Annotated in this window: 22 protein-coding genes and 1 riboswitch; of the genes, 13 read left to right on the top strand and 9 right to left on the bottom strand. The window is 72.4% G+C overall.

Translation table 11 applies throughout. From position 1 onward, the window contains the following. Positions 1-224: 224 nt before the first annotated feature. Complete coding sequence (locus tag ACZ7C5_RS16025) at positions 225-1,475, bottom strand: chymotrypsin family serine protease (RefSeq protein ID WP_401083655.1); 1,251 nt, start codon at positions 1,473-1,475, stop codon at positions 225-227. A 424-nt stretch (positions 1,476-1,899) separates the two neighbouring features. On the opposite strand from ACZ7C5_RS16025, the gene ACZ7C5_RS16030 reads away from it, so the two are divergent. Further along, a complete protein-coding gene (locus ACZ7C5_RS16030; RefSeq protein WP_470322767.1) occupies positions 1,900-2,835 on the top strand; it encodes a DMT family transporter in 936 nt (311 codons plus the stop codon). Positions 2,836-2,908: 73 nt separating this feature from the next. On the opposite strand, the gene ACZ7C5_RS16035 is transcribed toward ACZ7C5_RS16030, so the two are convergent. Continuing rightward, the gene (locus ACZ7C5_RS16035) at positions 2,909-3,091 is read right to left on the bottom strand and encodes a hypothetical protein (protein ID WP_401083659.1); all 183 of its coding nucleotides are present in this window, start codon (positions 3,089-3,091) and stop codon (positions 2,909-2,911) included. Between the two features lie 57 nt (positions 3,092-3,148). Beyond that, the gene (locus tag ACZ7C5_RS16040; protein WP_401083661.1) at positions 3,149-3,889 is read right to left on the bottom strand and encodes a TetR/AcrR family transcriptional regulator; all 741 of its coding nucleotides are present in this window, start codon (positions 3,887-3,889) and stop codon (positions 3,149-3,151) included. Between the two features lie 147 nt (positions 3,890-4,036). Here ACZ7C5_RS16040 and ACZ7C5_RS16045 point away from each other — a divergent pair, with 147 nt between their 5' ends. Then, a complete protein-coding gene (locus ACZ7C5_RS16045; RefSeq protein WP_470322768.1) occupies positions 4,037-4,657 on the top strand; it encodes an NADPH-dependent FMN reductase in 621 nt (206 codons plus the stop codon). A gap of 32 nt (positions 4,658-4,689) precedes the next feature. Further along, positions 4,690-6,234 (top strand): MFS transporter, encoded by a 1,545-nt coding sequence (locus tag ACZ7C5_RS16050; RefSeq protein ID WP_470322769.1) that lies wholly within the window; start codon positions 4,690-4,692, stop codon positions 6,232-6,234. Between the two features lie 129 nt (positions 6,235-6,363). Here ACZ7C5_RS16050 and ACZ7C5_RS16055 read toward each other — a convergent pair whose 3' ends face one another. From ACZ7C5_RS16055 to gcvT, 4 genes are all read right to left on the bottom strand, one after another. Then, positions 6,364-7,731: an L-serine ammonia-lyase gene (locus tag ACZ7C5_RS16055; RefSeq protein WP_401083667.1), complete on the bottom strand. Its 1,368-nt coding sequence runs from the start codon at positions 7,729-7,731 to the stop codon at positions 6,364-6,366. Between the two features lie 161 nt (positions 7,732-7,892). Further along, on the bottom strand, positions 7,893-9,161 hold the full coding sequence (glyA, locus tag ACZ7C5_RS16060; protein WP_401083669.1) for a serine hydroxymethyltransferase: 1,269 nt from the start codon (positions 9,159-9,161) through the stop codon (positions 7,893-7,895). A gap of 77 nt (positions 9,162-9,238) precedes the next feature. Beyond that, positions 9,239-9,622, bottom strand: coding sequence for a glycine cleavage system protein GcvH (gene gcvH, locus ACZ7C5_RS16065; RefSeq protein ID WP_401083670.1), 384 nt, complete (start codon positions 9,620-9,622; stop codon positions 9,239-9,241). 98 nt (positions 9,623-9,720) lie between these two features. Then, positions 9,721-10,842, bottom strand: coding sequence for a glycine cleavage system aminomethyltransferase GcvT (gene gcvT, locus ACZ7C5_RS16070; protein WP_401083672.1), 1,122 nt, complete (start codon positions 10,840-10,842; stop codon positions 9,721-9,723). A gap of 246 nt (positions 10,843-11,088) precedes the next feature. Further along, positions 11,089-11,190: riboswitch (glycine riboswitch) on the bottom strand. A gap of 209 nt (positions 11,191-11,399) precedes the next feature. Between gcvT and ACZ7C5_RS16075 the strand changes: the two genes are divergently transcribed. The 7 genes from ACZ7C5_RS16075 to ACZ7C5_RS16105 all read left to right on the top strand — a co-directional run bounded on the left by ACZ7C5_RS16075 (position 11,400) and on the right by ACZ7C5_RS16105 (position 19,824). After that, on the top strand, positions 11,400-12,203 hold the full coding sequence (locus tag ACZ7C5_RS16075) for an enhanced serine sensitivity protein SseB C-terminal domain-containing protein (RefSeq protein WP_401083674.1): 804 nt from the start codon (positions 11,400-11,402) through the stop codon (positions 12,201-12,203). Positions 12,204-12,319: 116 nt separating this feature from the next. Then, on the top strand, positions 12,320-13,255 hold the full coding sequence (locus ACZ7C5_RS16080) for an enhanced serine sensitivity protein SseB C-terminal domain-containing protein (RefSeq protein ID WP_401083676.1): 936 nt from the start codon (positions 12,320-12,322) through the stop codon (positions 13,253-13,255). A 446-nt stretch (positions 13,256-13,701) separates the two neighbouring features. Then, entirely contained in the window at positions 13,702-14,691 is a 990-nt protein-coding gene (locus ACZ7C5_RS16085; RefSeq protein WP_188298332.1) for an ABC transporter permease, read from the top strand. 103 nt (positions 14,692-14,794) lie between these two features. Further along, on the top strand, positions 14,795-16,567 hold the full coding sequence (locus ACZ7C5_RS16090) for an ABC transporter substrate-binding protein (protein WP_401083679.1): 1,773 nt from the start codon (positions 14,795-14,797) through the stop codon (positions 16,565-16,567). Between the two features lie 98 nt (positions 16,568-16,665). Then, positions 16,666-17,676, top strand: coding sequence for an ABC transporter permease (locus ACZ7C5_RS16095; RefSeq protein WP_401083681.1), 1,011 nt, complete (start codon positions 16,666-16,668; stop codon positions 17,674-17,676). Then, positions 17,673-18,743: an ABC transporter ATP-binding protein gene (locus ACZ7C5_RS16100; RefSeq protein ID WP_401083683.1), complete on the top strand. Its 1,071-nt coding sequence runs from the start codon at positions 17,673-17,675 to the stop codon at positions 18,741-18,743. Before ACZ7C5_RS16095 ends, ACZ7C5_RS16100 begins: the two co-directional genes overlap by 4 nt. A gap of 34 nt (positions 18,744-18,777) precedes the next feature. Next, the gene (locus ACZ7C5_RS16105) at positions 18,778-19,824 is read left to right on the top strand and encodes an ABC transporter ATP-binding protein (RefSeq protein ID WP_470322770.1); all 1,047 of its coding nucleotides are present in this window, start codon (positions 18,778-18,780) and stop codon (positions 19,822-19,824) included. A gap of 181 nt (positions 19,825-20,005) precedes the next feature. Here ACZ7C5_RS16105 and ACZ7C5_RS16110 read toward each other — a convergent pair whose 3' ends face one another. Beyond that, positions 20,006-21,328 (bottom strand): acyltransferase family protein, encoded by a 1,323-nt coding sequence (locus ACZ7C5_RS16110; RefSeq protein WP_401083687.1) that lies wholly within the window; start codon positions 21,326-21,328, stop codon positions 20,006-20,008. A gap of 170 nt (positions 21,329-21,498) precedes the next feature. Here ACZ7C5_RS16110 and ACZ7C5_RS16115 point away from each other — a divergent pair, with 170 nt between their 5' ends. Beyond that, positions 21,499-22,158, top strand: coding sequence for a trimeric intracellular cation channel family protein (locus ACZ7C5_RS16115; protein ID WP_188298343.1), 660 nt, complete (start codon positions 21,499-21,501; stop codon positions 22,156-22,158). On the opposite strand, the gene ACZ7C5_RS16120 is transcribed toward ACZ7C5_RS16115, so the two are convergent. Beyond that, complete coding sequence (locus ACZ7C5_RS16120; protein WP_401083689.1) at positions 22,064-22,852, bottom strand: IclR family transcriptional regulator; 789 nt, start codon at positions 22,850-22,852, stop codon at positions 22,064-22,066. The genes ACZ7C5_RS16115 and ACZ7C5_RS16120 overlap by 95 nt on opposite strands. 229 nt (positions 22,853-23,081) lie before the next feature. Between ACZ7C5_RS16120 and ACZ7C5_RS16125 the strand changes: the two genes are divergently transcribed. Continuing rightward, positions 23,082-24,263, top strand: a complete 1,182-nt coding sequence (locus tag ACZ7C5_RS16125) for a cysteine desulfurase family protein (RefSeq protein ID WP_401083691.1) — start codon at positions 23,082-23,084, stop codon at positions 24,261-24,263. A gap of 50 nt (positions 24,264-24,313) precedes the next feature. Beyond that, a complete protein-coding gene (gene mnmA / locus ACZ7C5_RS16130) occupies positions 24,314-25,450 on the top strand; it encodes a tRNA 2-thiouridine(34) synthase MnmA (RefSeq protein ID WP_401083693.1) in 1,137 nt (378 codons plus the stop codon). Positions 25,451-25,504 lie beyond the last annotated feature (54 nt).

Genomic DNA, 25,504 nt, shown 5'->3' on the forward strand with positions numbered 1-25,504 from the left:
GTGTGGACGGCCGCGCCACCGCCCGCAGCCGAGCCGGCGAAGGCGCGGCCTCGCGGGCGTCATGAGCGGCCGGCCCCGCCTCGGCCCCGTCCGCAAGACCGACTGACGCCGCGCGAGAAGTCGGCCCGGCCGACTTCTCGCACCGGCGGTCGGCTGCGCGTCGGGGCGGAGCAACCGGCTGAGTCAGGGGGTGAGCACGAGGCCGGCCCGTCCGCCGGCCCTGGTCAGGAGAGCGAGAAGCCCAGCTTGTTCACCACCGGGGTCATCGGCACGTACATCACCTGCGAGTAGCAGGTCGTCGTGTGCGCCGTCGAACCGGCCGGGCAGCCGACCTCGGACCGGGCGGCCACGATCACGCCGCGGGCCTCCATGTCGCCGTTCGCGCCGGACGGGTTCGCCACGGCCGGGCCGCCGCTGTCGCCCTTCGCGGCGATCGCCCGCCGGTCGCCGCCCTTCGACTCCACGACGTCCACCGGCTTGATCTTCGTGCCCGCGTCGTTCGTCGTCTCCACGTCGACCCTCTTGATCTGCACGTCGCACTTCCACCCCGACTGGGCGCCGCTGAGGCAGACGAGGTCCCCGACGTTGTTCCGCCCGATCCCGTAGGTGTGCCGGGACGAGCCGCCGCCGTCCGACCAGGGGCCGTCGTAGAACCGGCCGCCGCCGTTGCCGTTGACCGCGATCGTGCCGACGTCCAGGCCGTCGCCGGTCGCGGACAGGTCGCCGATGTAGCTGCCGGTGCCGTTGTAGTACCGGCCGCCGCCGCAGTGCGCGGCGGTCAGCACCACCTTCGCGCCGCCCTTCCAGCCGCTGAACGCCGTCGAGCAGAACGACGCCTTCGCGGTGTTCACCTCGGCGCCCGCGTAGTACGGCGCGCCGTCGGAGTGCCGGCTGCCGGACAGCGCCACCGGCGTTCCCTCTACGCCGGCCGTCACCGGCATTCCGGCGATCTCGGCGGCCCGTGAGGAGTACGCCTGCTGGGTCGTGTCGCCGCCGGTCAGCCGCGCCGCCTTCGCCTGCGCGTACGTGATCGTGATGGCGGCGCCGTCCTCCTGCGGGCCGATCGACGTCCACGCGTCGCGGGCGACGGCGGCGGTGAACCGGTCGATCGCGGCGCGCATCTCCGCGCGGGAGTGCGGGCTCCGGTGGACGTCGACGGTGTAGCCGGGGCCGGCGTTCGCGTCGAGCAGGGCCCTGACCCTGGCCGGGGCCTCGCCCTTCCAGTAGATGTCGGCGTGCTGGTTCGACGCGTCGATCACGGTCCCGGCGTAGCCGGCCGCCGCCGGGTCCCCGGACTCCACCCAGTCCTGCACCGGGTCCGTCATGTGGTGGAGCAGCTGCTGGGCCTGCGGGTCACGGAGCACCGGCAGGCTGACGGACGGGATCGGCCCGTCGCGCACGACGTCGGCGGCGACCAGGGCGGAGGCGACCACGGTGGTCAGGGCCAGGGGCAGCACGAGACGGGAGCGGCGCATGAGCGGGTCCTTTCGGTGAGCCGATGGGCCGACACTCAGCGTAGGGACCAATGGACGATCCGCTACGACCGGAAGCCGCTCATCGGGCCACCAGTCGTTGTGCGCGAGAGACAACGCGCCCCCGGGCGGGGCTGGACAACGCCCCGGAGACCGGTGGGGCGCCTGTGCCCCGACTACCGCTCCGGGGTGGCCGCGTGAGAAGTCGGACCGGCCGACTTCTCACGCCGGCCAGTCGGTACCATCGACCCGTGAACCTGTACTGGCACGTCGTGCTGCCACCGCTCAGCGCCTGATCGGGCGCGCGCTCCGGTGGCTTGATCCCCTGCGACCCCGGCTCGGCCCGATGAGGGCCGCCGAGGGCTGATGGCGTGCGCCCGTTCTCGAAACCCCCTCTGACGGTCTTCGACGACGGAAGTTCACGACTGTGCCGAATCGTTTGTCCTCACCTGCCCGCTCCCTGTCCGCGACTCCCCGGCGCGCCCGTCCGCGCGGCGGCGCGGTGCCGATCCTGATCGCCGCCGTGCTCTGGGGCACCACCGGGACGGCCGGTTCGCTGGCGCCCGGGGGCGCCCCGGCGGCCGGGATCGGGGCCGCAGGGCTGGTGCTCGGCGGGCTGCTGCTGTTCCTCACCGACCGATCGGCCCCGGCGCTGCCCCGGGCCTGCGGGCCGCGCGAGCGGTGGCTGCTCGCGGCCGGCGCGGTCGCGGTGGCCGGGTACCCGCTGACCTTCTACCCGGCGGTGAGCCGGACCGGGGTGGCGGTGGCCACCGTGATCGCGCTCGGCAGCGCGCCGGTGTTCACCGGGCTGCTCGGGTGGCTCGCCCGGCAGGGGCGGCCCGGCGGGCGGTGGGCCGGGGCCACGGCGCTCGCCGTGCTCGGCTGCGTGCTCCTGGTGCTGGGCCCCGAACTCGCCGGTGGCGGTGGGGCGGTGGACCCGCTGGGCGTGCTGCTGGCGGCGCTCTCCGGGCTCTCGTACGCCGTGTACTCGCTGATCGGCGGACGGCTGATCTCGCACGGGCACCCCTCGGGCGGGGTGATGGGGGCGATGTTCGGCGGCGGTGCGCTGATCGTCCTGCCGGTGCTGCTCGCCGGTGACCTGGGGTGGCTGGCCTCGGCGCGCGGGGCGGGAGTCGTCCTGCACCTCGCGGTGATCACCACCTTCCTCGCGTACTGGCTGTTCGGCCGAGGCCTGCGGCACACCACCGCCCAGACGGCCACCACGCTGACCCTCGCCGAGCCCGCCGTCGCGGCGGTCCTCGGCGTGGCCGCCCTCGGCGAGCGCCTGCCCGCCGTCTCCTGGTGCGGACTCGCCGTCCTGGCCGGGGGATTGGCCTTCCTCGCCCTCCCCGGAAAGCGGTAGTCGCACAGCCCGCACGGGACGTCGGCCGGGCCGACGTCCCGTGCGGGGGTGATCGGTTGGCTCGCTGCTGCGGCTACTTGACGAAGACGCTGGAGCCGAACTCCTGGGTCGTCTGCTCACCGGGAGGGACCACCGCGATCACGTGGCCGGTGCAGTTCCGGCCGTCGTACACGAGGGCGTACCCATCGCTCTGGTTCCGCGGGACGAGCGGGTAGACGGGAGCGCTGTAACAGCCGCTCGGGTGCTCGATGACCATGTCGGGGGAGATGTAGAGCGCCCCGTCGGCCGCGAAGGCCGCGTTGGGCCGGGCCGGTCAGAGGCCGAAGTGGGCGGCGATGCCGGCCAGGACGCAGTCGAGGCCGGTCTCGAACTGCCAGTCGGGGTCGTCCTTGCGGGTGGCCTCCTGGAGGTAGCGCTGGTAGCCGGGGTAGCGGCCGGTGCCCATCAGCCAGCTCATCCGGGGGGCGAGGCCGGCCCTGGTCTGGTCGCCGTCGGACCAGCCGCGCTCGCGGCGCAGGGCGTCCAGGGTGACCTCGGCGGTGACCGAGCCGTGGACGTAGCCGGTGACGGTGCGGAACACCGCCATCGTGGTGTCGGCGTCCAGGCCGTGGCCCGCCAGGGCGGCGAAGGCGCGCTCGGGGACGGCGAGCTGGTGGGGGCTGAGGGCGAACGGGGTGGCCGCCCGGACGGTCCACGGGTGGGCCAGGTGCATGGCGCGCAGGTGGACGGCCAGGGCGCGCATGGCGTCCCGCCAGCCCTCCGCGGGGGCGTCCAGCGGGAGTTGGCCGTACACGAAGTCGACCATCAGCTCGATGAGTTCGTCCTTGCCGGAGACGTACCGGTAGGCGGCCATCGGGGCGACGCCGAGGGCGGTGGCCAGCCGGCGCATGGTGACGGCGTCCAGGCCCTCGGCGTCGGCGATGGCGACCGCGGCCTCGGCGATCCGGTGCGGGGTCAGGGTGGTGCGCGGCGCGGGGGCCGGGCGCTCCAGGCGCTCCCAGAGCGAGACCTGGGGTTTGTCGCTGGCGCCACTGGGGGCCTGCTGGGCGGGCATCGGGCGGGCTCCTTCCGGCCGGGGACGCTCTCACCGTAGCACTCACGGTGTACGGCGTATCGGCAGTGGACGGCGTACGCGTCGCTGTGTACGTTGTATCCACGACGGATACGTCGTACACAGCAGTCATCCCGGAGGGGGATCCCCATGTCCACGGAGCAGAAGCCCGCGGAGCAGAGCGCGGAGCAGGGCCTGAAGGTCGCCGTCCTCGTCGGCAGCACCCGAGAGGGCCGCTTCGGCCCGGTCGTCACCGACTGGCTGCTCGGCCACCTCGAAGCCCACGGCGGTCTGACCGCCGACCGGATCGACCTGGTGGAGACCCCGCTGCCCACCACCTTCCCGTCCTTCGGCGGTGAACTGCCGCCGGGCGACGCCGAGTTGCTGGCCGCCGTGTCGCCCCGGCTGGAGGCGGCCGACGCCTTCGTGATCGTCACGCCCGAGTACAACCACAGCTTCCCGGCCCCGCTCAAGAACGCCATCGACTGGCACAACCGGCAGTGGCACGGCAAGCCGGTCGGCTTCGTCTCGTACGGCGGCCTGTCCGGGGGCCTGCGGGCGGTCGAGCAGCTCCGGGTGGTGATGGCCGAGCTGAACGCCGCCACGATCCGCAACACGGTCAGCTTCCACGGCGCCGCGCAGTGCTTCGACGCCGACGGAAGGGCGACCGACCCGGCCGCGGACGCCGCCGCGAAGACCATGCTCGACCAGCTCACCTGGTGGGCCCGGGCGCTGCGGGACGCCCGGCAGGCCCGCCCGTTCGCGGCCTGAGCCCGGTGGAGGGGGACGGAGGGGGAACGCACATGGCCGCGGAGCCGGTCGAGGACAGGCCCAGGCCGCCGCTGCTCGGCGTGATCGGCCTGATGCTCGGCATCTTCCTGGCGGCCCTCGACGGGCAGATCATCGGCACCGCGCTGCCGACCGTCGTCGGGGACCTCGGCGGACTGGAGCACCTCTCCTGGGCGGTCACCGCCTACCTGCTGACCTCCGCCGCCGCCACCCCGCTCTGGGGCCGGCTCGGCGACCTGTACGGGCGCAAGGGCGCCTACCAGTGGGCGGTGGTGCTCTTCCTGGCCGGCTCGATGCTGTCCGGACTGGCCCAGGACATGGGGGAGTTGATCGCCTTCCGGGCGGTGCAGGGGGTCGGCGCGGGCGGGCTGATGGTCGGCGCCCTCTCGGTGATCGGGGTGCTCGTCCCCGCGTCCGACCGGGGGCGGGTGCAGTCGGTGATCGGCGTGCTGATGCCGATCGCCATCATCGGCGGGCCGCTGCTCGGCGGCCTCCTCACCGACCGGCTCAGCTGGCGCTGGGCGTTCTACGTCAACGTGCCGGTGGGCCTGCTGGCACTGCTCGCGGTCGGCACGGGGGTGCGGCTGCGGACGGAACGGGTGCGGGCGCCCTTCGACTGGGCCGGGGTCGCCCTGCTGACCACCGGCATCACCGCGCTGACCCTGGTGGGCAGCTGGGGCGGCACCGCGTACGCCTGGACCTCCCCGTGGATCCTCGGGACGGCGGCGGTGGCGGTGGCCGCGCTCGGCTGGTTCGCCCGGACCGAGCTGCGCGCCCCCGGGCCGCTGATCCCGCCCGCGCTGTTCCGCAACCGCGACTTCACCGTCGCCCAGGTGCTCGGCTTCCTGGCCGGCGCGCTGATGATCGCCCTGGTCGGCTACCTGCCGCAGTACCTCCAGCTGGCCCGGGGCGCCTCGCCCACCGCCGGCGGCCTGCTCCTGCTGCCGCTGATGCTCGGCATGCTGGGCGCCCAGCTGGTGACGGCCCGGCTGATGGGCCGGCCGGGCGGCGAGCGGCGCTACCCGCTGCTGGGCGGGGGGCTGGCCCTGGCCGGCTCCGCGCTGCTGCTGCTCCTGCGCGCCGACACCCCGACCGCCCTCGCCTCCGCCCTCACCACCGTCGCCGGGGTCGGCCTCGGCCTGGTGCTGCAGAGCACCATGCTGACCTCGATGAGCGCCGTCCCGCCCCGGGACATGGGCGCCGCGATGGGCGTGGTCACCCTGCTGCGCGGCATCGGCGGCTCGCTCGGCATGGCCGCCCTCGGCGCGGTCTACACGGCCCGGCTCACCGGTTCGCTCGCCGCCCGGCTGGGCTCCGACGAGGCGGCCCGGCTCACCGGCGGTGGCGGCCTGACCCCGGCCGCCCTGACCGGGCTGCCCGGCACCGTCCGGGAGGCCGTCGGCACGGCGGTGACGGCGGGCCTGCACGGGGCGGTGGCCGGCGGTGTGCTGCTGGCGGCCGTGGCCACCGCGGTGGCCTGCCTGGCCCGCCCGCGGCGGGAGGAGCCCCTGGAGCCGGCGAAGGCCGCCGCACCCGCGGAGGCGGGCACGGCGCGGTGATCCGGGGAGCGCCCGGGGAGGATCCGGGGCAACGCGACGGCCCCCGGGCGGAGGGGAACTCCGCCCGGGGGCCGTCCGGCCGTCAGGAGGTCCGCGCTCGATCAGGCGGTCGGCACCCGGATCAGGCGATCAGCACTCGATGACGTTCACGGCGAGGCCGCCGCGCGAGGTCTCCTTGTACTTGATCTTCATGTCGGCCCCGGTCTCCTTCATCGTCTTGATCGCCTTGTCCAGCGAGACGTGGTGCCGCCCGTCGCCGCGCAGCGCCATCCGGGCCGCGGTGACGGCCTTCACCGAGGCCATGCCGTTGCGCTCGATGCAGGGGATCTGGACCAGGCCGCCGACCGGGTCGCAGGTGAGGCCGAGGTTGTGCTCGATGCCGATCTCGGCGGCGTTCTCGACCTGCTCGGGGCTGCCGCCGAGGACCTCGGCGAGGCCGCCCGCGGCCATCGAGCAGGCGGAGCCGACCTCGCCCTGGCAGCCGACCTCGGCGCCGGAGATGGAGGCGTTCTCCTTGAACAGCATGCCGATGGCGCCGGCCGCGAGCAGGAAGCGGACGATGCCGTCGTCGTCGGCGCCCGGGATGAAGTTCAGGTAGTAGTGCAGGGTGGCCGGGATGATCCCGGCGGCGCCGTTGGTCGGCGCGGTGACCACCCGGCGGCCGGAGGCGTTCTCCTCGTTGACCGCCATCGCGTAGAGCGTCACCCACTCCATCGCGTTGGCGGGGCCGATCCCCTCGGCGCGCAGCGCCCGGGCCGCGGCCGCCGCCCGGCGGCGGACCTTGAGGCCGCCCGGCAGGATGCCCTCGCGGGTCATGCCGGCCCGCACGCACTCCTGCATCACGGACCAGATCTCCAGCAGCCCGGTGCGGATCTCCTCCTCGCTGCGCCAGGCCTTCTCGTTCTCCAGCATCAGGCCGGAGATCGACAGCCCGGTCTCCCGGCTGAGCCGCAGCAGCTCGTCACCGGTGCGGAAGGGGTACTTCAGCGCGGTGTCGTCGGGCTTGACCCGGTCCGCGCCGATCGCGTCCTCGTCCACCACGAAGCCGCCGCCGACCGAGTAGTAGGTCTTCTCCAGCAGGGCCGAGCCGTCCGCCGCGTACGCCCACAGGGTCATGCCGTTGGCGTGGTACGGAAGCGAGCGGCGGCGGTGCAGGACCAGCTGGCTGTCCGGGTCGAAGTCGATGGTGTGCTCGCCGAGCAGGCTGAGCCGCTTCTCGGCGGTGATCCGCTCGACGTCCTTGTCGGCCCGGTCGACGTCGACGGTACGGGGCGAGTTGCCCTCCAGGCCCAGCAGGACGGCCTTCGGGGTGCCGTGGCCGTGGCCGGTGGCGCCGAGCGAGCCGTACAGCTCGGCGCGGACGGCCGTCACCCCGTCCAGCAGGCCTTCGGAGCGCAGTCGGCGGGCGAACATCCGGGCGGCACGCATCGGACCCACGGTGTGGGAGCTCGACGGGCCGATGCCGATGGAGAAGAGGTCGAAGACGCTGATGGCCACGGGGGACGTCCTTGTCTGGTCTCGTGGAAGGACTTGCAGGCAGGGGAGGCGGACACGGGACGGGGCACCGCACGCACTGTCCAGTGTGCGCGGTGCCCCGGGGTCCGAGGTACGCCGGCGGGGTGAGGCCGATCACCCCTCCCGAACGGTCACCGGAGTGATCAGAGGTTCGGGTACAGCGGGTACTTCGCGGCGAGGGCGGTGACCCGGGCCTTCAGCGCGTCGGCGACGGTCTCGTCGAAGGCGGGCTTGAGCGCCTCGGCGATGATGTCGGCGACCTCGCGGAAGTCCTCGGCCTGGAAGCCGCGGGTGGCCAGCGCCGGGGTGCCGATGCGCAGGCCGGAGGTGACCATCGGCGGACGCGGGTCGTTCGGGATGGCGTTGCGGTTGACGGTGATGCCGACCTCGTGCAGCCGGTCCTCGGCCTGCTGGCCGTCGAGCTCGCTGTTGCGCAGGTCGACCAGGACCAGGTGGACGTCGGTGCCGCCGGACAGCACGGACGCGCCGGCCTCGGCCACGTCGGCCTGGAGCAGGCGCTCGGCGAGGATGCGGGCGCCGTCCAGGGTGCGCTGCTGGCGCTCCTTGAACTCCTCCGAGGCCGCGACCTTGAAGGCGACGGCCTTGCCGGCGATGACGTGCTCCAGCGGGCCGCCCTGCTGGCCGGGGAAGACCGCGGAGTTGATCTTCTTGGCGTACTCGGCCTTGGACAGGATGACGCCGCCGCGCGGGCCGCCCAGGGTCTTGTGGGTGGTGGTGGTGACCACGTCCGCGTAGGGCACCGGGTTGGGGTGCAGCCCGGCGGCCACCAGGCCGGCGAAGTGCGCCATGTCCACCATGAGCAGCGCGCCGACCTCGTCGGCGACCCGGCGGAACGCGGCGAAGTCCAGCTGGCGCGGGTAGGCGGACCAGCCGGCGATGATCAGCTTCGGCTGGTGCTCCTTGGCGAGGCGCTCGACCTCGGCCATGTCGACCTGGCCGGTCTTCTCGTCCACGTGGTACGCGGCCACGTTGTAGAGCTTGCCGGAGAAGTTGATCTTCATGCCGTGGGTCAGGTGACCGCCGTGGGCCAGGGACAGGCCCAGGATGGTGTCGCCCGGCTGGATCAGCGCGAACATCGCGGCGGCGTTGGCCTGCGCGCCGGAGTGCGGCTGGACGTTGGCGTGCTCGGCGCCGAACAGGGCCTTGATGCGGTCGATCGCGATCTGCTCGACCACGTCGACGTGCTCGCAGCCACCGTAGTAGCGGCGGCCGGGGTAGCCCTCCGCGTACTTGTTGGTGAGCACCGAGCCCTGGGCCTCCATGACCGCCACCGGGGCGAAGTTCTCGGAGGCGATCATCTCCAGGGTGGTCTGCTGGCGGTGCAGCTCGGCGTCGACCGCGGCGGCGATCTCCGGGTCGAGGGCGTGCAGGGACTGGTTCAGAACCGTCATGGTGGTGGTCTTCCCGGGAGGAGGAGGGAAAGGGGCCGGGCGGGGCGGCCGCCGCGCGACCGCCCCTGTCAGGGGGCTCAGCCCTGGGGGTTGATGAGCGCGTCGTACTCGTCCGAGCCGAGCAGCGCGTCGGTGGCCTCGACGCGCACCTTGAACAGCCAGGCGGCCCCGAACGGGTCGGCGTTCACGGCGGCCGGGTCGGCGACGACGTCCTCGTTGATCTCGGTGACCTCGCCGGTCACCGGGGAGAACAGGTCGCTGACCGACTTGGTGGACTCCAGCTCGCCGCAGGTCTCACCGGCGGTCACGGTGGAGCCGACCTCGGGCAGCTGCACGTAGACGATGTCACCGAGGGCGGTGGCGGCGTGCTCGGTGATGCCGATGGTCGAGACACCGTCCGCGTCCGCGGCGGTCAGCCACTCGTGCTCCTTGGTGTACTGCAGGTGCTGGGGGTTGCTCATGGCGTCATTCTCCAGGATGGGAAGCGGGCACGGCGAAGCGGGCCGTCACTCGGACGGCTGCGACGTGCGGGTACGGGGGGAAAACGGGCCCGAGGGCCTCAGCGGGCGCGCTTGTAGAACGGCAGCGCCACGACCTGGACCGGCTCGTGCTTGCCGCGCACGTCCACCGCGACGGTGCTGCCGGGGGTGGCGTGGGCGGCGTCGACGTAGGCCATCGCGATCGGCTGCCCCAGGGTCGGGGACGGCGCGCCCGAGGTGATCCGGCCGATCGGCTCGCCCTCGGTGGAGACCACGGTGTACTCGGCGCGCGGCACCCGCTTGCCCTCGGACACCAGGCCGACCAGCACCTTCGGCGGGTTGGTCTCGGCCGCGGCGGCGGCCTGCTCCAGCGCCTTGCGGCCGACGAAGGCGCCCTCGTTGGTGGTCTTGTCGAAGCGCACGACCCGGCCCAGACCGGCGTCGAACGGGGTGAGGTCGGTGGACAGCTCGTGCCCGTACAGCGGCATGCCGGCCTCCAGGCGCAGCGTGTCGCGGCAGGACAGGCCGCACGGGACCAGGCCGCGGCCCTCGCCGGCGGCGGTCAGCGCCTGCCAGACCGGCTCGGCGTCGACCGGGTGGCAGAAGATCTCGAAGCCGTCCTCGCCGGTGTAGCCGGTGCGGGCGAGCAGCACCTCGCGGCCGGCCACCAGGGCCGGGAGGATCGCGTAGTACTTCAGGCCGGGCAGGTCGGCGTCGGTGGTCTCCGCCAGGATGCCGGTGGCCTCGGGGCCCTGGACGGCGATCAGCGCGTAGGTGTCGCGGTCGTCGGTGACGACGGCGTCGAAGCCCTTGGCACGGGCGATCAGCTCGTCGAGGACCAGCTGGGCGTTGGAGGCGTTGGCGACCACCAGGAAGGCGTCCTCGCGCAGGCGGTAGACGATCAGGTCGTCCAGGATGCCGCCGTCCTCGGCACAGATCATGGTGTAGCGGGCGCGCAGCACACCCAGCGCGGAGACGAAGCCGACCAGCGCGTGGTCCAGCATCTCGCCGGCCTGCGGGCCGGTGACGGTGATCTCGCCCATGTGCGAGAGGTCGAACAGGCCGGCCTTGGTGCGGACGGCGAGGTGCTCCTCGCGCTCGCTGCCGTAGCGCAGCGGCATGTCCCAGCCGGCGAAGTCGGTCATGGTCGCGCCGAGGGCGCGGTGCAGCGTGTCGAGCGCGGTCAGGCGGGGGGACGACATGGCCAGGAACTCCTCGGTCGGGGCACTCAGGGGTGCGCGCGCCGGAACGGACCCGCTCGGGGGCCGACCCCGCGCGCGGGCATGCGGCGGCGTGGGTCTCCCCATCTGTCGTCGAACCTGAGAGCTTCACCGCCCACCTGCCCGCAGCCGTTCCAGCGTCGGGCTGGTTCCAGCTTGGGGGACAGCATGGCGGCTTGCACCGTGGGTGGGCGCACGACAGGGCCGGGCGCCGCTTTCCAGATGTGCCTAACCCGTGCGGTAGGGGTGCCTGAGAGATTCCGGGGAGGACTTGCTCCTTCGGCGCCGGCTGTGCCTGATCGGCACTCCGGGCTCTCCCGCGCGGGTTCGAGCGGCCGGTATGGAGTTGTGGGGGCCCGCGGCGCATGCCGTCGGACGCGCACATCATGGCACGTCCGGGACGACGAGGGGAGAGGGGACCCGGTCACATCACCCGGTACCGAACACGAGCCCCAAGGCGATCGGGCCGGGGGCCCTAGACTGCTGCGCGTCGGCGCAGCAGAGGGCGGCCGACCGGCAGAGGGCGGAATCGGCGGCGCATGGGGTACCCGGTGGAGCAGCAGCAGGGGTGGGGCGGACCGGAGGAGGCGCCGTCGGGCGGCTCCTGGCCGGCCAACGAGCTGGAGCAGGTGCTGACCGCGGCCCTGGGAGACCCGGGCGCGACGCCCCGGGTGATCGAGGTGCTGGCCCGTAGCCAGGTGTGGGTGCCGCTGCCGGCCGGGGCCGACCCGCAGGGGCAGTCGCTGGACCTGCCGACCGTCGAGCTGGGCGGCGACCCGTACGTGCCGGTGTTCTCCTCGCAGGAGGTGTTCCTCCAGCAGGCGCCGGGAATGGCCTTCGCGATCGCGCCGGTGTGGGAGTTCGCCCGCGGGCTGCCGCTGGGCCTGGGCATCGCGGTGAACCCGGACGCGGCGGTGGGCATCCCGGTGCCGCCGCAGGGGGTCGCCGAGCTGCGCCGCGGTCCGCGCGAGGACCGCTGGGAGGCCGCCGGCGACGCCGCGGAGCCGACCGGCGGGCGGGTGGCGCTGCGCGAGCCGGTGCCGGGCGAGGACCCGGAGCACTTCCTGGCCGCCTGCCGCGGCGAACTGTCGGCCCTGCCCGGAGTGTTGACCGCGCGCAGGGCGCTGGCCAGCGTCGAGGGCGAGCCGACCGTGATGTTCGTGGGCGTCCAGCTGGACCCGGCGGCGCCGGCCGATCCGGCCGCGGTGAACGACGCGCTCGGCCGAGCGCTGGGAACCGCGCCGCTGCCCGGCGGCGTCCACCTCGTACTGCTCGACCTCGCCGACGACCCGGTGGTCGAGTGGCTGCTCACCCGGGTGATGCCTTTCTACGCGCGGGTGTGAGCGGGGTCCGGATCAAGGCACGTCGCCGTGGCGGTGGCCGGTGCCGCGCCATAGGGTGCGTGCAGACGGCCGACGGGCCGGCGGGTTGAGGGAAAGAGGCGCGGCGAGGTGGGCGCATGAGTGCGGGAGCGGGAGCGGGCGGTGTGCCGGGGCCCTGGGGCCAGGCACCGGCCGGGCACCCGGGAGCTGACCCGGGCGCGCTGGAGCGCGCCCTGCGCGACGTCGCGCCGGAGCGCTACGACGCGTACGAGCGGCTGCTGCACGCCCTGGCGGACGGCAAGGTCTGGATGCTGCTGTGGCACGGCACCCCGGGCAGCCCGGACGCGCAGTACGGGAACATGGAGATCAGCGGCCACGGCTACGCGCCGGCCGTCACCTCGCCCGAGCAGCTGACCTCCTCCGGCTGGGCGCGGGCCCACGAGGTCATCTCCGGCCGGGAGATCGCCGCCTCGCTGTACCGCACCCGCTGGGGTCTGTGGCTCAACCCGCACGCGCCCGGCGGTGGCGTCGGGGTGCCCTGGGCGGACCTCAGACGCGTCGCCGCGGGCCTGGACCGGCTGCCGGCCGGGCCGTTGAAGCTCAGCGAGCCGCAGCTGAACGCCCAGCCCTTCTTCGCGCTGCTGGAGCGGCAGGCCGGCGAGGTGCGAGCGGTACGGGCGCTGCGCCGGGCCTGGGTGCAGCCCGCGGTGGGGGAGCCGTACCTGGCCATCGGCCTGGACCTGTACGAGAGTTCGCCGCCGGCGGTGGAGGCGGTGCGGGCGCTGATGCAGCGCGCGATCGCGGTGGCCCCGGAGGGGCTCGCGGTGTCCACGGTGGCGATGTCGGACGAGTACGACCCGGTGGCGCTGTGGATGCGCGCCAACGCGCGGCCGTTCTTCGACCGGGAGGCGGGACGCCCGCCGACCGGCCCGTACCCGCCGGTGCCCCCGCCGCCCTACCCCGGGCAGTCGGTGCCCGGTTACGGCTACGGCACCCAGCCGCCGGCGCAGGGCTGGCAGCAGCAGTCACCGCAGCACCCGCAGCGGCCGTGGCCCGGATACCCCGGGCGCTGATTCCCAAAACCCATTCCCCGAAGCCGACTTGATTGTCCGTCAAGTCGGCTTCGATGCTTTCCGGACGAATTTCCGGAAGTGTGACCCGATCATCTTGACATGGCAGTTACAGCCATGTGAAGAGGTATATGCCGAAGATCGGGGAGGTGCATGTACGCAGATCACAGTTGGGCATCTGTCGGTTGTCAGGGCTGGCGCAAGCCAGTTCGGATGGCAGAGAGTTCTGCGCAACGCACCGCGTGTACTGGAACCCCACAAAGGTGAGCGCGGACGCCGACAGCCAGTCCGCGCGACGCCCATCCCGCGTGGTGGCAGTGCCTGTGCACGACGCACTGCCGTCAACACCCGCTCCTGCCAAGCACCTCCGCACGTCCGCAGCCGCACCGCCGAAGCCGGCGACCGGCACCCGTGGGGCCGGCCACCGTCGGCGAGGGGACCAACTGACCATGACCGCATCCGTGACCACCGCCGGGAACGATCCGGAGACCTCCTCCGCCACGAGCCCGGCCAAGAAGATCGAGGGCCGCTCCCTCGGCCAGATCGCCTGGACCCGCTTCAAGCGGGACAAGGCCGCCGTCGCCGGCGGTGTCGTGGTGATCCTCCTGATCGCGCTCGCCGTGCTGGCCAAGCCGATCGAGTCGCTGTTCGGGCTCAACCCGGACGCCCTCAACCAGGACCTGCTGGACGCCGACCTCGGCGGTCTGCCGCTCGGCGACTGGGGTGGCATGAGCTGGGACCACCCGCTCGGCGTCGACCCGCTCCAGGGCCGTGACCTGCTCACCCGCGTCATCGAGGGTTCCTGGGTCTCCCTGCTGGTCGCCTTCGGCGCGACCCTGCTCTCCAACACCATCGGCACCGTGCTCGGCATCATGGCCGGCTACTACGGCGGCTGGGTGGACACCCTGATCAGCCGGGTGATGGACGTCTTCCTCGCGTTCCCGCTGCTGCTCTTCGCGATCGCGATCTCGACCTCGCTCCAGGGCGGGGCGTTCGGCCTGCACGGCCTTCCGCTGCACATGCTGGTGCTGATCTTCGTGATCGGCTTCTTCAACTGGCCCTACATGGGCCGGATCGTGCGCGGCCAGACGCTGTCGCTGCGCGAACGGGAGTTCGTCCACGCGGCCCGCAGCCTGGGGGCGCGCGGCCCGTTCATCCTGTTCAAGGAACTGCTGCCCAACCTGGTCGGTCCGATCCTGGTCTACTCGACCCTGCTGATCCCGACCAACATCCTCTTCGAGGCCGGGCTGAGCTTCCTCGGAGTCGGCATCCAGCCGCCGCAGGCCTCCTGGGGCGGGATGCTTCAGGACGCGATCCGGTACTACCAGGTGGACCCCCAGTACATGGTGGTCCCCGGCCTGGCGATCTTCGTCACCGTGCTCGCCTTCAACCTGCTCGGCGACGGGCTGCGCGACGCCCTCGACCCCAAGAACAACTGACTTCACGGCTCCCTGATCCGGCGTCATGCTGACTGCACATCACATGACCCGACGTCAAAGCTCCCTCCATCGCCTCCACATCCTCTAGGGGTTGATCTCACCCATGCGTAGGTCCCGTACCGTCGCCCTGACCGCCGCGGCCGCTGCCGTGGTCCTGGTCGTGACCGGCTGCACCAGTTCGTCGAAGAGCGGAGGGTCCTCCTCGGCCTCCGGTGACGCCGCGGGCGGCTCCGGCGCCAACGCCGCCACCAAGGGCGTCGTCAACGCCTCGGACAAGAAGGGCGGGACGGTGACCTTCGAGATGAAGGGCACCCCGGACTCGCTCGACCCGGGCAACACGTACTACGCGTACATCTACAACTTCTCGCGCCTGTACGCCCGTCCGCTGACCACCTTCAACCCGGCGCCGGGCGAGGAGGGCAACAAGCTCGTCCCCGACCTCGCCGAGTCGATGGGCCAGCCCAGCGCCGACGGCCTGACCTGGACGTACAAGCTGCGCAAGGGCCTGAAGTACGACGACGGCACCCCGATCAGCTCGAAGGACGTCAAGTACGCCGTCGAGCGCTCGAACTACGCGCTGGACGTGAACTCCAACGGCCCGGTCTACTTCCACGACCTGCTGGTGGACAACGCCACGCCGTACGCCGGCCCGTACAAGGACAAGGAGGGCGGCCTCAACTCGATCGAGACGCCCGACGAGACCACGGTCGTCTTCCACCTGAAGCACCCCTTCGCCGACTTCGACTACCTGGTCAGCGCCCCGCAGACCGCGCCGGTCCCGCAGGCCAAGGACAGCGGCTCGGAGTACGTGAAGCACATCGCGTCCTCGGGCTCCTACAAGTTCGAGTCCTACGAGGACGGCAAGCAGGCCGTCCTGGTGCCGAACACCAACTGGGACCCGAGCACCGACCCGATCCGCAAGCAGCTCGCGGACAAGCTCCTGCTCAAGTTCAACATCGACCAGGCCACCATCGACAAGGACCTGCTGGCCGGCAACGCCCAGGTCGACCTGGTGGGCGGCGGCGTCGACCCGCAGACCCAGGCGCAGATCCTGCAGAACCCGAAGCTGAAGGCCAGCACCGACAACGCCTACGGCGGCCGCCTGGTCTACATGGCGATCAACTCCAAGCTCGCGCCGTTCGACAACGTCGAGTGCCGCAAGGCCGTCCAGTACGCGATCGACAAGGTCTCGGTGCAGACCGCGGTCGGCGGCCCGATCCGCGGCCAGATCGCCAACACGGTGCTCCCGCCGGACATCGCGGGCCACCAGGACTTCAACACGTACGAGACCAAGGACAACAAGGGCGACGAGGCCAAGGCCAAGCAGGCCCTGAAGGCCTGCGGCAAGGAGGGCGGCATCAACACCGTCCTCTCGGCCCGCACCGAGCGCGCCACCGAGGTCGCCGCGGCCACCTCGATCCAGGCCGCGCTGAAGAAGGTCGGCATCAACGCCGAGATCCAGCAGTACCCGCAGGGCAAGTACCTCCAGGACAGCGCCGGCTCGCCGCAGTTCGCCGCCGAGCACAACATCGGCCTGATGATGATGCAGTGGGGCGCCGACTGGCCGACCGGCTACGGCTTCCTCCAGCAGATCGTCGACGGCCGCACGATCAAGCCGTCCGGCAACAACAACCTCGCCCAGCTGGACGACCCGGCGGTCAACAAGCTGATCGACGACGCCGCGATCAACCCGGACAAGACGGCCCGCGAGAAGATCTACAGCGAGATCGACAAGAAGGTCATGGACCAGGCGGTCTACGTCCCGCTGACCTACTTCAAGGTCTTCCTGTACCGCCCGGACAACGCCACCAACATGGTCTCCACCTCGGCGTTCTCGGGTGAGTACGACTACCTGAACATCGGCACCACCAAGTAAGAGCCTGGCTCCGCATCCCTGAAGGCAGGTGAAGGCAGCGGCGCCCGCCGCCGTCCGGTAGACCCCGGACGGCGGCGGGCCGCCGGAGCCGCCCAACTGTGTTTGCCTACATCATCCGCAGGATCATCGCGGCGGCGATACTGCTGCTGGTCGTCAGCGCTGTCACCTTCGCGATCTTCTTCCTGCTCCCGCGCCTCGCCGGAGAGACGGCCGACCAACTGGCCGCCCAGTACATCGGGAAGAACCCCTCACCCGACGCGATCGCCGCGGTCAAGAAGAACCTCGGTCTCGACCAGCCGCTGTACTCCCAGTACTGGAACTTCCTCAAGGGACTGGTCAGCGGCGCCGAGTACAACTTCGGGCCCGAACCGGCCACCTGCCACGTGCCCTGCTTCGGCTACTCCTTCAAGAACCACCTGGAGGTCTGGCCCGAGCTGACCAAGCGCATCCCGACCACCATGTCGCTCGCCGCCGGCGCGGCCGTGCTCTGGCTGGTCTCCGGCGTCGCCACCGGCGTCGTCTCCGCCCTCAAGCCGCGCTCGATCTTCGACCGGCTCTCCATGGGCGTCGCGCTCGCCGGCGTCTCGCTGCCGGTCTTCTTCACCGGCGCGCTGCTGCTCACGGTGTTCAGCTACGAGTGGCCGATCCTGGACAACCTGCACTACGTCGACTTCACCGAGAACCCGCTGATGTGGGCCCGCAACCTGATCCTGCCCTGGATCTCGCTGGCCTTCCTCTACTCCGCGCTCTACGCCCGGCTCACCCGCGCCGGAATGCTGGAGACCATGAGCGAGGACTACATCCGCACCGCCCGGGCCAAGGGCCTGGCCGAGAGCAAGGTCGTCACCCGGCACGGGCTGCGCGCCGCGCTCACCCCGATCGTCACCATCTTCGGCATGGACCTCGGGCTGCTGCTCGGCGGCGCGCTGATCACCGAGCAGGTCTTCTCGCTCCAGGGCGTCGGCCAGTTCGCCGTCCAGGCGATCTCCGACAACGACCTGCCCAAGATCCTCGGCGTCACCCTGCTCGCCGCCTTCTTCATCGTCGCCTGCAACCTCGTGGTCGACCTCCTGTACGCCCTCGTCGACCCCCGCGTGAGGCTCTCGTGACCGAGCTCAAGAAGACCACGGCGGACGCCGCGCAGACCCCGCCCGGCGACCCCTTCCTCTCGGTCCGGGACCTGCGGATCCACTTCGACACCGACGACGGCCTGGTCCGCTCGGTGGACGGGGTCAGCTTCGACCTGCACAAGGGACGCACCCTCGGCATCGTCGGCGAGTCCGGCTCCGGCAAGTCCGTCACCTCGCTGGGCATCATGGGCCTGCACCGCTCCAAGCGGGCCCGGATCAGCGGCGAGATCCGGCTGAACGGCGAGGACCTGATCGCGGCCGGCCCGGACCGGGTGCGCCGGCTGCGCGGCCGGGAACTGGCGATGATCTTCCAGGACCCGCTGACCGCGATGCACCCGTACTACACGGTGGGGCAGCAGATCGTCGAGGCGTACCGGGTGCACCACCCCCAGGCCTCCAAGAAGCAGGCCAGGGCCAGGGCGGTCGAGATGCTCGACCGGGTCGGCATCCCGCAGCCCGACCGCCGCGTGGACGACTTCCCGCACCAGTTCTCCGGCGGCATGCGCCAGCGCGCGATGATCGCCATGGCGCTGGTCAACGACCCCTCGCTGCTGATCGCCGACGAGCCCACCACCGCCCTGGACGTCACCGTCCAGGCGCAGATCCTGGACCTCATCCGCGACCTCCAGCAGGAGTTCGGCTCCGCCGTCATCATCATCACCCACGACCTCGGGGTGGTCGCCGAGCTGGCCGACGACATCCTGGTCATGTACGGCGGCAAGTGCATCGAGCGCGGACCGGCCGAGACCCTCTTCGACGCGCCCGAACACCCGTACACCTGGGGCCTGCTGGGCTCGATGCCGCGACTGGACCGGGAACTCCAGGACCGGCTGGTGCCGGTCAGGGGCACCCCGCCCAGCCTGATCAACGTGCCGTCCGGCTGCGCCTTCCACCCGCGCTGCCCGTACGCCGCCCTCACCGAGGGGCGCTCCACGGGCGAGGTCCCGGTGCTGGCCGAGGCCGCGCCCGGGCACTTCGCGGCCTGCCACCTGGCGGCCGGCGAACGGCACCGCATCTTCGCCGAAGAGATCGCGCCCCGGCTGTGAGCCCGGCCTCGTACCACCTTTCTGGAGAGAACCGATGACGGACACTCAGACGACCGGGACCCCGTCGCCGGCACCCGCCCCCGGCCGCGAACCGCTGCTGAAGGTGACCGGCCTGACCCGGCACTTCCCGATCCGCAGCGGGCTGCTGCGCCGCCAGACCGGCGCGGTGCGGGCCGTCGACGGCATCGACTTCACGGTCAACGCCGGCGAGACGCTGGGCGTCGTGGGCGAGTCCGGCTGCGGCAAGTCGACCATGGGCCGACTGGTCACCCGGCTCGACGAACCCACCGGCGGGGCCATCGAGTTCGAGGGCACCGACATCACCCACCTGAGCGTCGGGGCGATGCGGCCGCTGCGCCGCGACATCCAGATGATCTTCCAGGACCCGTACTCCTCGCTGAACCCCCGGCACACCGTCGGCACCATCGTCGGCGCGCCGTTCAGGCTCCAGAACGCGGTGCCCGCGGGCGGCCTCAAGAAGGCCGTCCAGGAACTGCTGGAACTGTGCGGACTCAGCCCCGAGCACTACAACCGCTACCCGCACGAGTTCTCCGGCGGCCAGCGCCAGCGCATCGGCATCGCCCGCGCGCTCGCGCTCAAGCCGAAGATGATCGTCGCGGACGAGCCGGTCTCCGCGCTGGACGTCTCGATCCAGGCGCAGGTGGTCAACCTGCTGGACGACCTCCAGCGGGAACTCGGGCTGACCTACCTGATCATCGCGCACGACCTCTCGGTGGTCCGGCACGTCTCGGACCGGGTCGCGGTGATGTACCTCGGCAAGATCGTGGAGATCGCCGACCGGGACGCGCTCTACCGCAGCCCGATGCACCCGTACACCAACGCGCTGATGTCCGCGGTGCCCGTCCCCGACCCGCGCCGGCGCCACAGCGGGGGCCGCGAGCGCATCCTGCTCAAGGGCGACGTCCCCTCGCCGATCAACCCGCCCAGCGGCTGCCGCTTCCGCACCCGGTGCTGGAAGGCGCAGGACGTGTGCGCGAGCCAGGAGCCGCCGCTGGTGGCGCTGGAGTCGGGGCACCAGGTGGCTTGTCACTTCCCCGAGCGGAGCGAGGGGAACGACTAGCGCAGTCCCGAGCGGAGCGAGGGGAACGACTAGCGCAGTCCCGAGCGGAGCGAGGGGAACGACTGACGCAGTCCGGAAAACGCGCCGGCCGGCGCTGCCGCGTCCTGACCGCCGGGGCTCGTACGAGAGAGGCCGCCCGCCCCGGGATTCCGGGGCGGGCGGCCTCTTCCGTGTCCGGGTGTCAGGCGCCGGCGGCCGGCTCCGGCTCACGCTCCGGCTCACGCGGGCCCGGGGCCTGCTCGGCGGCCGGTCCGGTGTGCAGTGGGGCGGCCGGGAAGCGGCGGTTCAGTGCCTTGACCGCCTTGCGGCCGAGGTTCTGGAACGGGATCTCGACCAGCCGGTACGAGAGGTAGCCGAACACGACGAGTGCCGCGAGGTAGCCGGCGGTGAGGACGGCCTGCCCCTTGTGGCCGACGATCGGCGGGTAGCTCTGGAGCTTCCACCCGATGAAGTACATCAGCGGGCCGTGCAGCAGGTAGACCGAGAAGCTGATCGTGCCGAGCCCGCTGAGCCAGCGCGGGAAGCGGCGGTGGCGCAGCAGCATGGCGCCCCCGAACAGCGCCCAGGCGGCCAGGTAGGCGTACGAGAAGGACTGCCACGAGGGCGTCCAGGTGTGCCACAGCGCGGTGTCGCGGTTGTACAGGTAGCCGACCGAGACGCCGGCCACCACGACGAAGGCGCAGCAGAGCAGGGCCGGGACCTTGTCGATCTGGCCGTGCTCCAGCCGGTACAGCACCGTGCCGGCGAACATGGTCGCGAAGATCAGCATGGTCTCGAAGCCGGTGGTGCGGGTGTTGAGTACGGCCAGGGCCAGGCCCAGGCCGCCGAGCAGCGTCGCGCCCCAGCGGACCAGGTCGGGGCGGGCGGTGGCGATGCAGGCCAGCGCCATCAGCACCACGATCCCGGTGGCGGCCACCAGGTGCCTGGTCGCCGTCAGGTCCACCGAGAGGGCGCTGACCGGCAGCCAGGCGCCGAGCACCAGGGCGACGGACGCGAAGCCGATCGTGATCGGCGCGCTGTGCCGGTGCCAGCCCCGCACGAAGAGGGCCGAGACGAAGTAGTAGAACACCATCTCGTAGGCGAGCGACCACATCACGCCGAGTGTGCCGGGCACCCCGAGCAGGTCCTGGAGCAGCAGGCCGTTGGCGCCGAGCGACAGGGCGGGGTGGTCGAAGCTCCAGCCCTGGATGATCTGGTTGCTGCGCGGCAGCACCAGCAGGCTCACCACCACCGCGACGATCACCGCGGGGTAGATGCGGAAGAACCGGCCGGCCCAGAACGCCCGCACATCGCCGCGCCGTTCCAGCGAGGCCGGGATGATGTACCCGCTGACCAGGAAGAACAGCATCACGCCGAAGAATCCGAGGTCCAGGTACTGCGGCACCTTCGCCCCGTGCGGGATCTTGTCGAGCAGCCCGAAGTGGTGCATGGCGACGGCGAGGGCGGCGATGCCGCGTAGGGCGTCCAGCCAGCCGAGCCTGGCGGAGGAGGGGGGCTTGGGCATCGGCGTCGACCTCGGTGTCGGCCTGGGCTTCACGAGCTTCACAGGGCGGAGGCTAGCGGAATACGTTCGGCCGCACCGGGGGGGATTGTCCGTTCGGGCCCAAGACGGACGTCCGTATCCCGACCGTGACCGTTCACCGGACAAGTCTGCGCATCGGGTACACATGGACGGTGACATCCCAGCTCTTCCCGACCGACGTGCAGCAGTCGCTGGACCTCGTCGGCATCTTCGTCTTCGCCCTCTCCGGGGGTCTGCTCGCCGTCCGCAAGAACATGGACATTTTCGGGATCTGTGTGCTGGCGGAGGTCACCGCGCTCGGCGGCGGGGTGATGCGCGACCTGGTGATCGGCGCGACGCCGGTCGCCGCGTTCACCAACCTCGGGTACTTCGTGACCCCGCTGGGTGCCGCGCTGGTGGTGTTCTTCCTGCATCCGGAGGTCGAGCGGATCAACCGGGCGGTGCAGACCCTGGACGCGCTCGGGCTCGGGCTGTTCTGCGTCACCGGCACCGCCAAGGCGCACGACTTCGGGCTCGGCGCGGTCGCCGCGATCGCGCTCGGCATGGTCACCGCGGCCGGCGGTGGTGTGATCCGCGACGTGCTGGCCGGGGAGATCCCCTCGCTGCTGCGCTGGGACCGGGAGATCTACGCCGTCCCGGCCCTGGTCGGCGCCACCATGGTCGCGCTGCTGATCGCGGTCGACCGGCTCACCGGTGTGACCGGCACCGCCGCCGCGCTCACCGCGTTCGTGCTGCGGATGCTCGCGCTGAAGTACGGCTGGCGCGCGCCGCGGGCCTGGCACCGCAACGGTTCTCGCACCAGCGAGGAGTAGGCGAGCCGCCGTACGCGAGCGAGATCGCCTCGGCGGTGCAGAGCAGTTCCGGCACCATCCGGGCCAGCTCGGCCGGCGGCACCAGGCCGGCCGGGGCGCTCAGCGCGCAGGCCGCCACCGCCCGTCCGCCGCTGCCCGCCACCGGCGCGGCCACGCAGGTCACCGGCTCCCGGTGCTCGGCGGACTCCGCCGCCCAGCCCCGGCGGCGCACCGCCGCCAGCTCGTCCGACAGCTGGTCCGACAGCTCCTCGGTGAGGGCGCCGTCCGCGGGCAGCCCGGCGAGCAGCACCCGGCCGACCGCCGTACCCGTCACCGGGGCCCGGCGGCCGATCCGGGACGGTTCGGCTCCCGCGGGACCGGCCACCTCGTCCAGGTAGAGCACCTCGCCGTCGTGCAGCACGGCGAGCCGGACGGTGTAGCCGCAGCGGGCGTTGAGCGCGGCCAGGTACGGCGCGGCGACCTGCCGGACGTCGAAGTCCTCCAGCGCGCGGTGGGCCAGCGAGAGCACCCGGCCGCCGATCCGGTAGCGCAGGTCGGGCTGGCGGCGGGCGAAGCCGTGCTCCTCCAGGGTGCGCAGCAGCCGCAGGGCGGTGGACTTGTGCACCCCGAGGCTGCTGGCGGCCTGCTCCAGCGAGAGCGGCGCGTCGCCGAGTGCGTCGAGCAGGGTCAGCGCGCGGTCGACCGACTGCGACATGGCGTTTTCCCGTGGATCCGGCTGACTGGTGGCGTCAGGCTAACCGCTGGGTGGCTCAGTGGTACAAACCAGTGCCGGACGCGGCCGTCCGGCCGTGGTGCACCGGGAGGGCACCGTGACGCGTCGGACGGGCGGCAGCGGTGCGCCGGGCCGGTGCGGGCGGCAGGTGGCCGGATCAGTGCGCAGCCCTGGAGGAGTGCCCGGCGCCGCGCTCTACAATCGGATGGTTATGCCATACCTGGACCATGCGGCGACCACGCCGATGCTGCCCGAGGCGATCGCCGCGATGACGGCGCACCTGGGGGTGGTCGGCAACGCCTCGGCCCTGCACGCGGCCGGCCGACGGGCCCGCCGGGTGGTCGAGGAGTCCCGGGAGTCGCTCGCCGATTCCCTGGGTGCCCGTCCGAGCGAGATCGTGCTCACCGGCGGCGGCACCGAATCCGACAACCTGGCGGTCAAGGGCCTGTACTGGGCCCGCAGGGACGCCGACCCGGCCAGGACCAGGGTGCTGTGCAGCCCGGTCGAGCACCACGCGGTGCTGGACGCGGTGCACTGGCTCTCCGAGCACGAGGGCGCCGAGGTCGAGTACCTGCCGGTGGACCCGCTGGGCCGGGTGCACCCCGCGGAGCTGCGCGCGGCGATCGAGCGCGATCCGGCGTCGGTCGCGCTGGTCACCGTGATGTGGGCCAACAACGAGGTCGGCACCGTCCAGCCGGTGCACGAACTGACCGCGGTGGCCGCCGAGTACGGCATCCCCGTGCACGCCGACGCGGTGCAGGCCCTCGGCCAGGTCCAGGTCTCCTTCGCGGAATCCGGCCTCACCGCGCTCACCGTCACCGGGCACAAGATCGGCGGCCCGTTCGGCATCGGCGCGCTGCTGCTCTCCCGGGGTGCCGCGCCCGTACCGCTGCTGCACGGCGGCGGGCAGGAGCGCGACGTGCGCTCCGGCACCCTCGACGCCCCCGGTGCGGCCGGCTTCGCGGCCGCCGCGGCGCTCGCGGTGGAGCGCCGGGCCGAGCACGCCGTCACGCTGGGCACGCTGCGGGACGAGCTGGTGGCCTCCGTCCTGGCCGCCGTCCCGGACGCGGTGTACAACGGCGACCCGGCGGCCGAGGGCCGGCTGCCCGCCAACGCGCACTTCTCCTTCCCCGGGTGCGAGGGCGACGCGCTGCTGATGCTGCTGGACGCCCAGGGCATCGAGTGCTCGACGGGTTCGGCCTGCTCCGCGGGGGTGCCGCAGCCCAGCCACGTGCTGCTCGCGATGGGCGTCGACCCGCTGCTGGCGCGCGCCTCGCTGCGGTTCTCGCTCGGGCACACCTCGGTGCGGGAGGACGTCACGGAGCTGGCGAAGGCCATCGGGCCGGTCGTCGAGCGGGCCAGGAACGCGGGACTGGCCTCCGTGCGCCGGTAGTCCCTCGCGTGGGTGGGCATGTCCGGCGGCCCCGTAGGCTTGTACCCACCATGACTGACTTCCCGGGTGCCCCGACCACTCCGTCCACCGGCCGTCTGCGCGTGCTCGCGGCGATGTCCGGCGGAGTCGACTCCGCCGTCGCCGCCGCCCGCGCCGTCGAGGCGGGGCACGAGGTGACCGGCGTCCACCTGGCGCTGTCGGCCAACCCGCAGTCCTTCCGGACCGGCGCGCGCGGCTGCTGCACGATCGAGGACTCCCGGGACGCGTGGCGCGCGGCCGACGTGATCGGCATCCCCTTCTACGTCTGGGACCTCGCCGAGCGCTTCCGCGAGGACGTGATCGACGACTTCGTCGCCGAGTACGCGGCCGGGCGCACGCCCAACCCCTGCCTGCGCTGCAACGAGAAGATCAAGTTCGCGGCGCTGCTGGACAAGGCGGTCGCGCTGGGCTTCGACGCCGTCTGCACCGGCCACTACGCCCGGATCGTCGACCTGCCGTCCGGGGACCGCCAGTTGCACCGGGCGGTCGACGCGGCGAAGGACCAGTCGTACGTGCTCGGTGTGCTGGACGCGGACCAGCTCGCCCACTCGCTCTTCCCGCTCGGTGACACCACCAAGGAGGAGATCCGGGCGGAGGCCGAGCGCCGCGGCCTGGCCGTCGCCAAGAAGCCCGACAGCCACGACATCTGCTTCATCGCCGACGGCGACACCCAGGGCTTCCTGGCCAAGCACCTCGGCACCGCGACCGGCGACATCCTCGACGCCGACGGCACCAAGCTCGGCGAGCACGACGGCGCGTACGGCTTCACCATCGGCCAGCGCAAGGGCCTGCGGATCGGCCGCCCGGCGGCCGACGGGAAGCCGCGGTACGTGCTGGACATCTCCCCGGTGAACAACACCGTGACCGTCGGCCCGGTCGAGGGCCTGGACGTCACCGGGCTGACCGCCATCCGCCCGCGCTGGTGCGGCACCGAGCCGCTGGCCGACGGCCGCTACACGGCCCAGCTGCGGGCCCACGGCGAGGAGGTGCCGGTGCACGCCTCGGTGGTCGAGGGCGAGCTGCGGGTGCGGCTCGACACCCCGGTGCGGGGCATCGCCCCCGGCCAGGCCGTGGTGGTGTACGACGGCACCCGCGTCGTCGGTTCGGCGACCATCGCGAGCACGGAGCGTCCGGCCGTCACCGCCTGAGCGGCAGGACGTTCGCGGGCCCGCCGAAGCACTGGCCGGCGTCCGGCGATCCGT

This window comes from Kitasatospora sp. NPDC036993 (genome assembly GCF_055607525.1).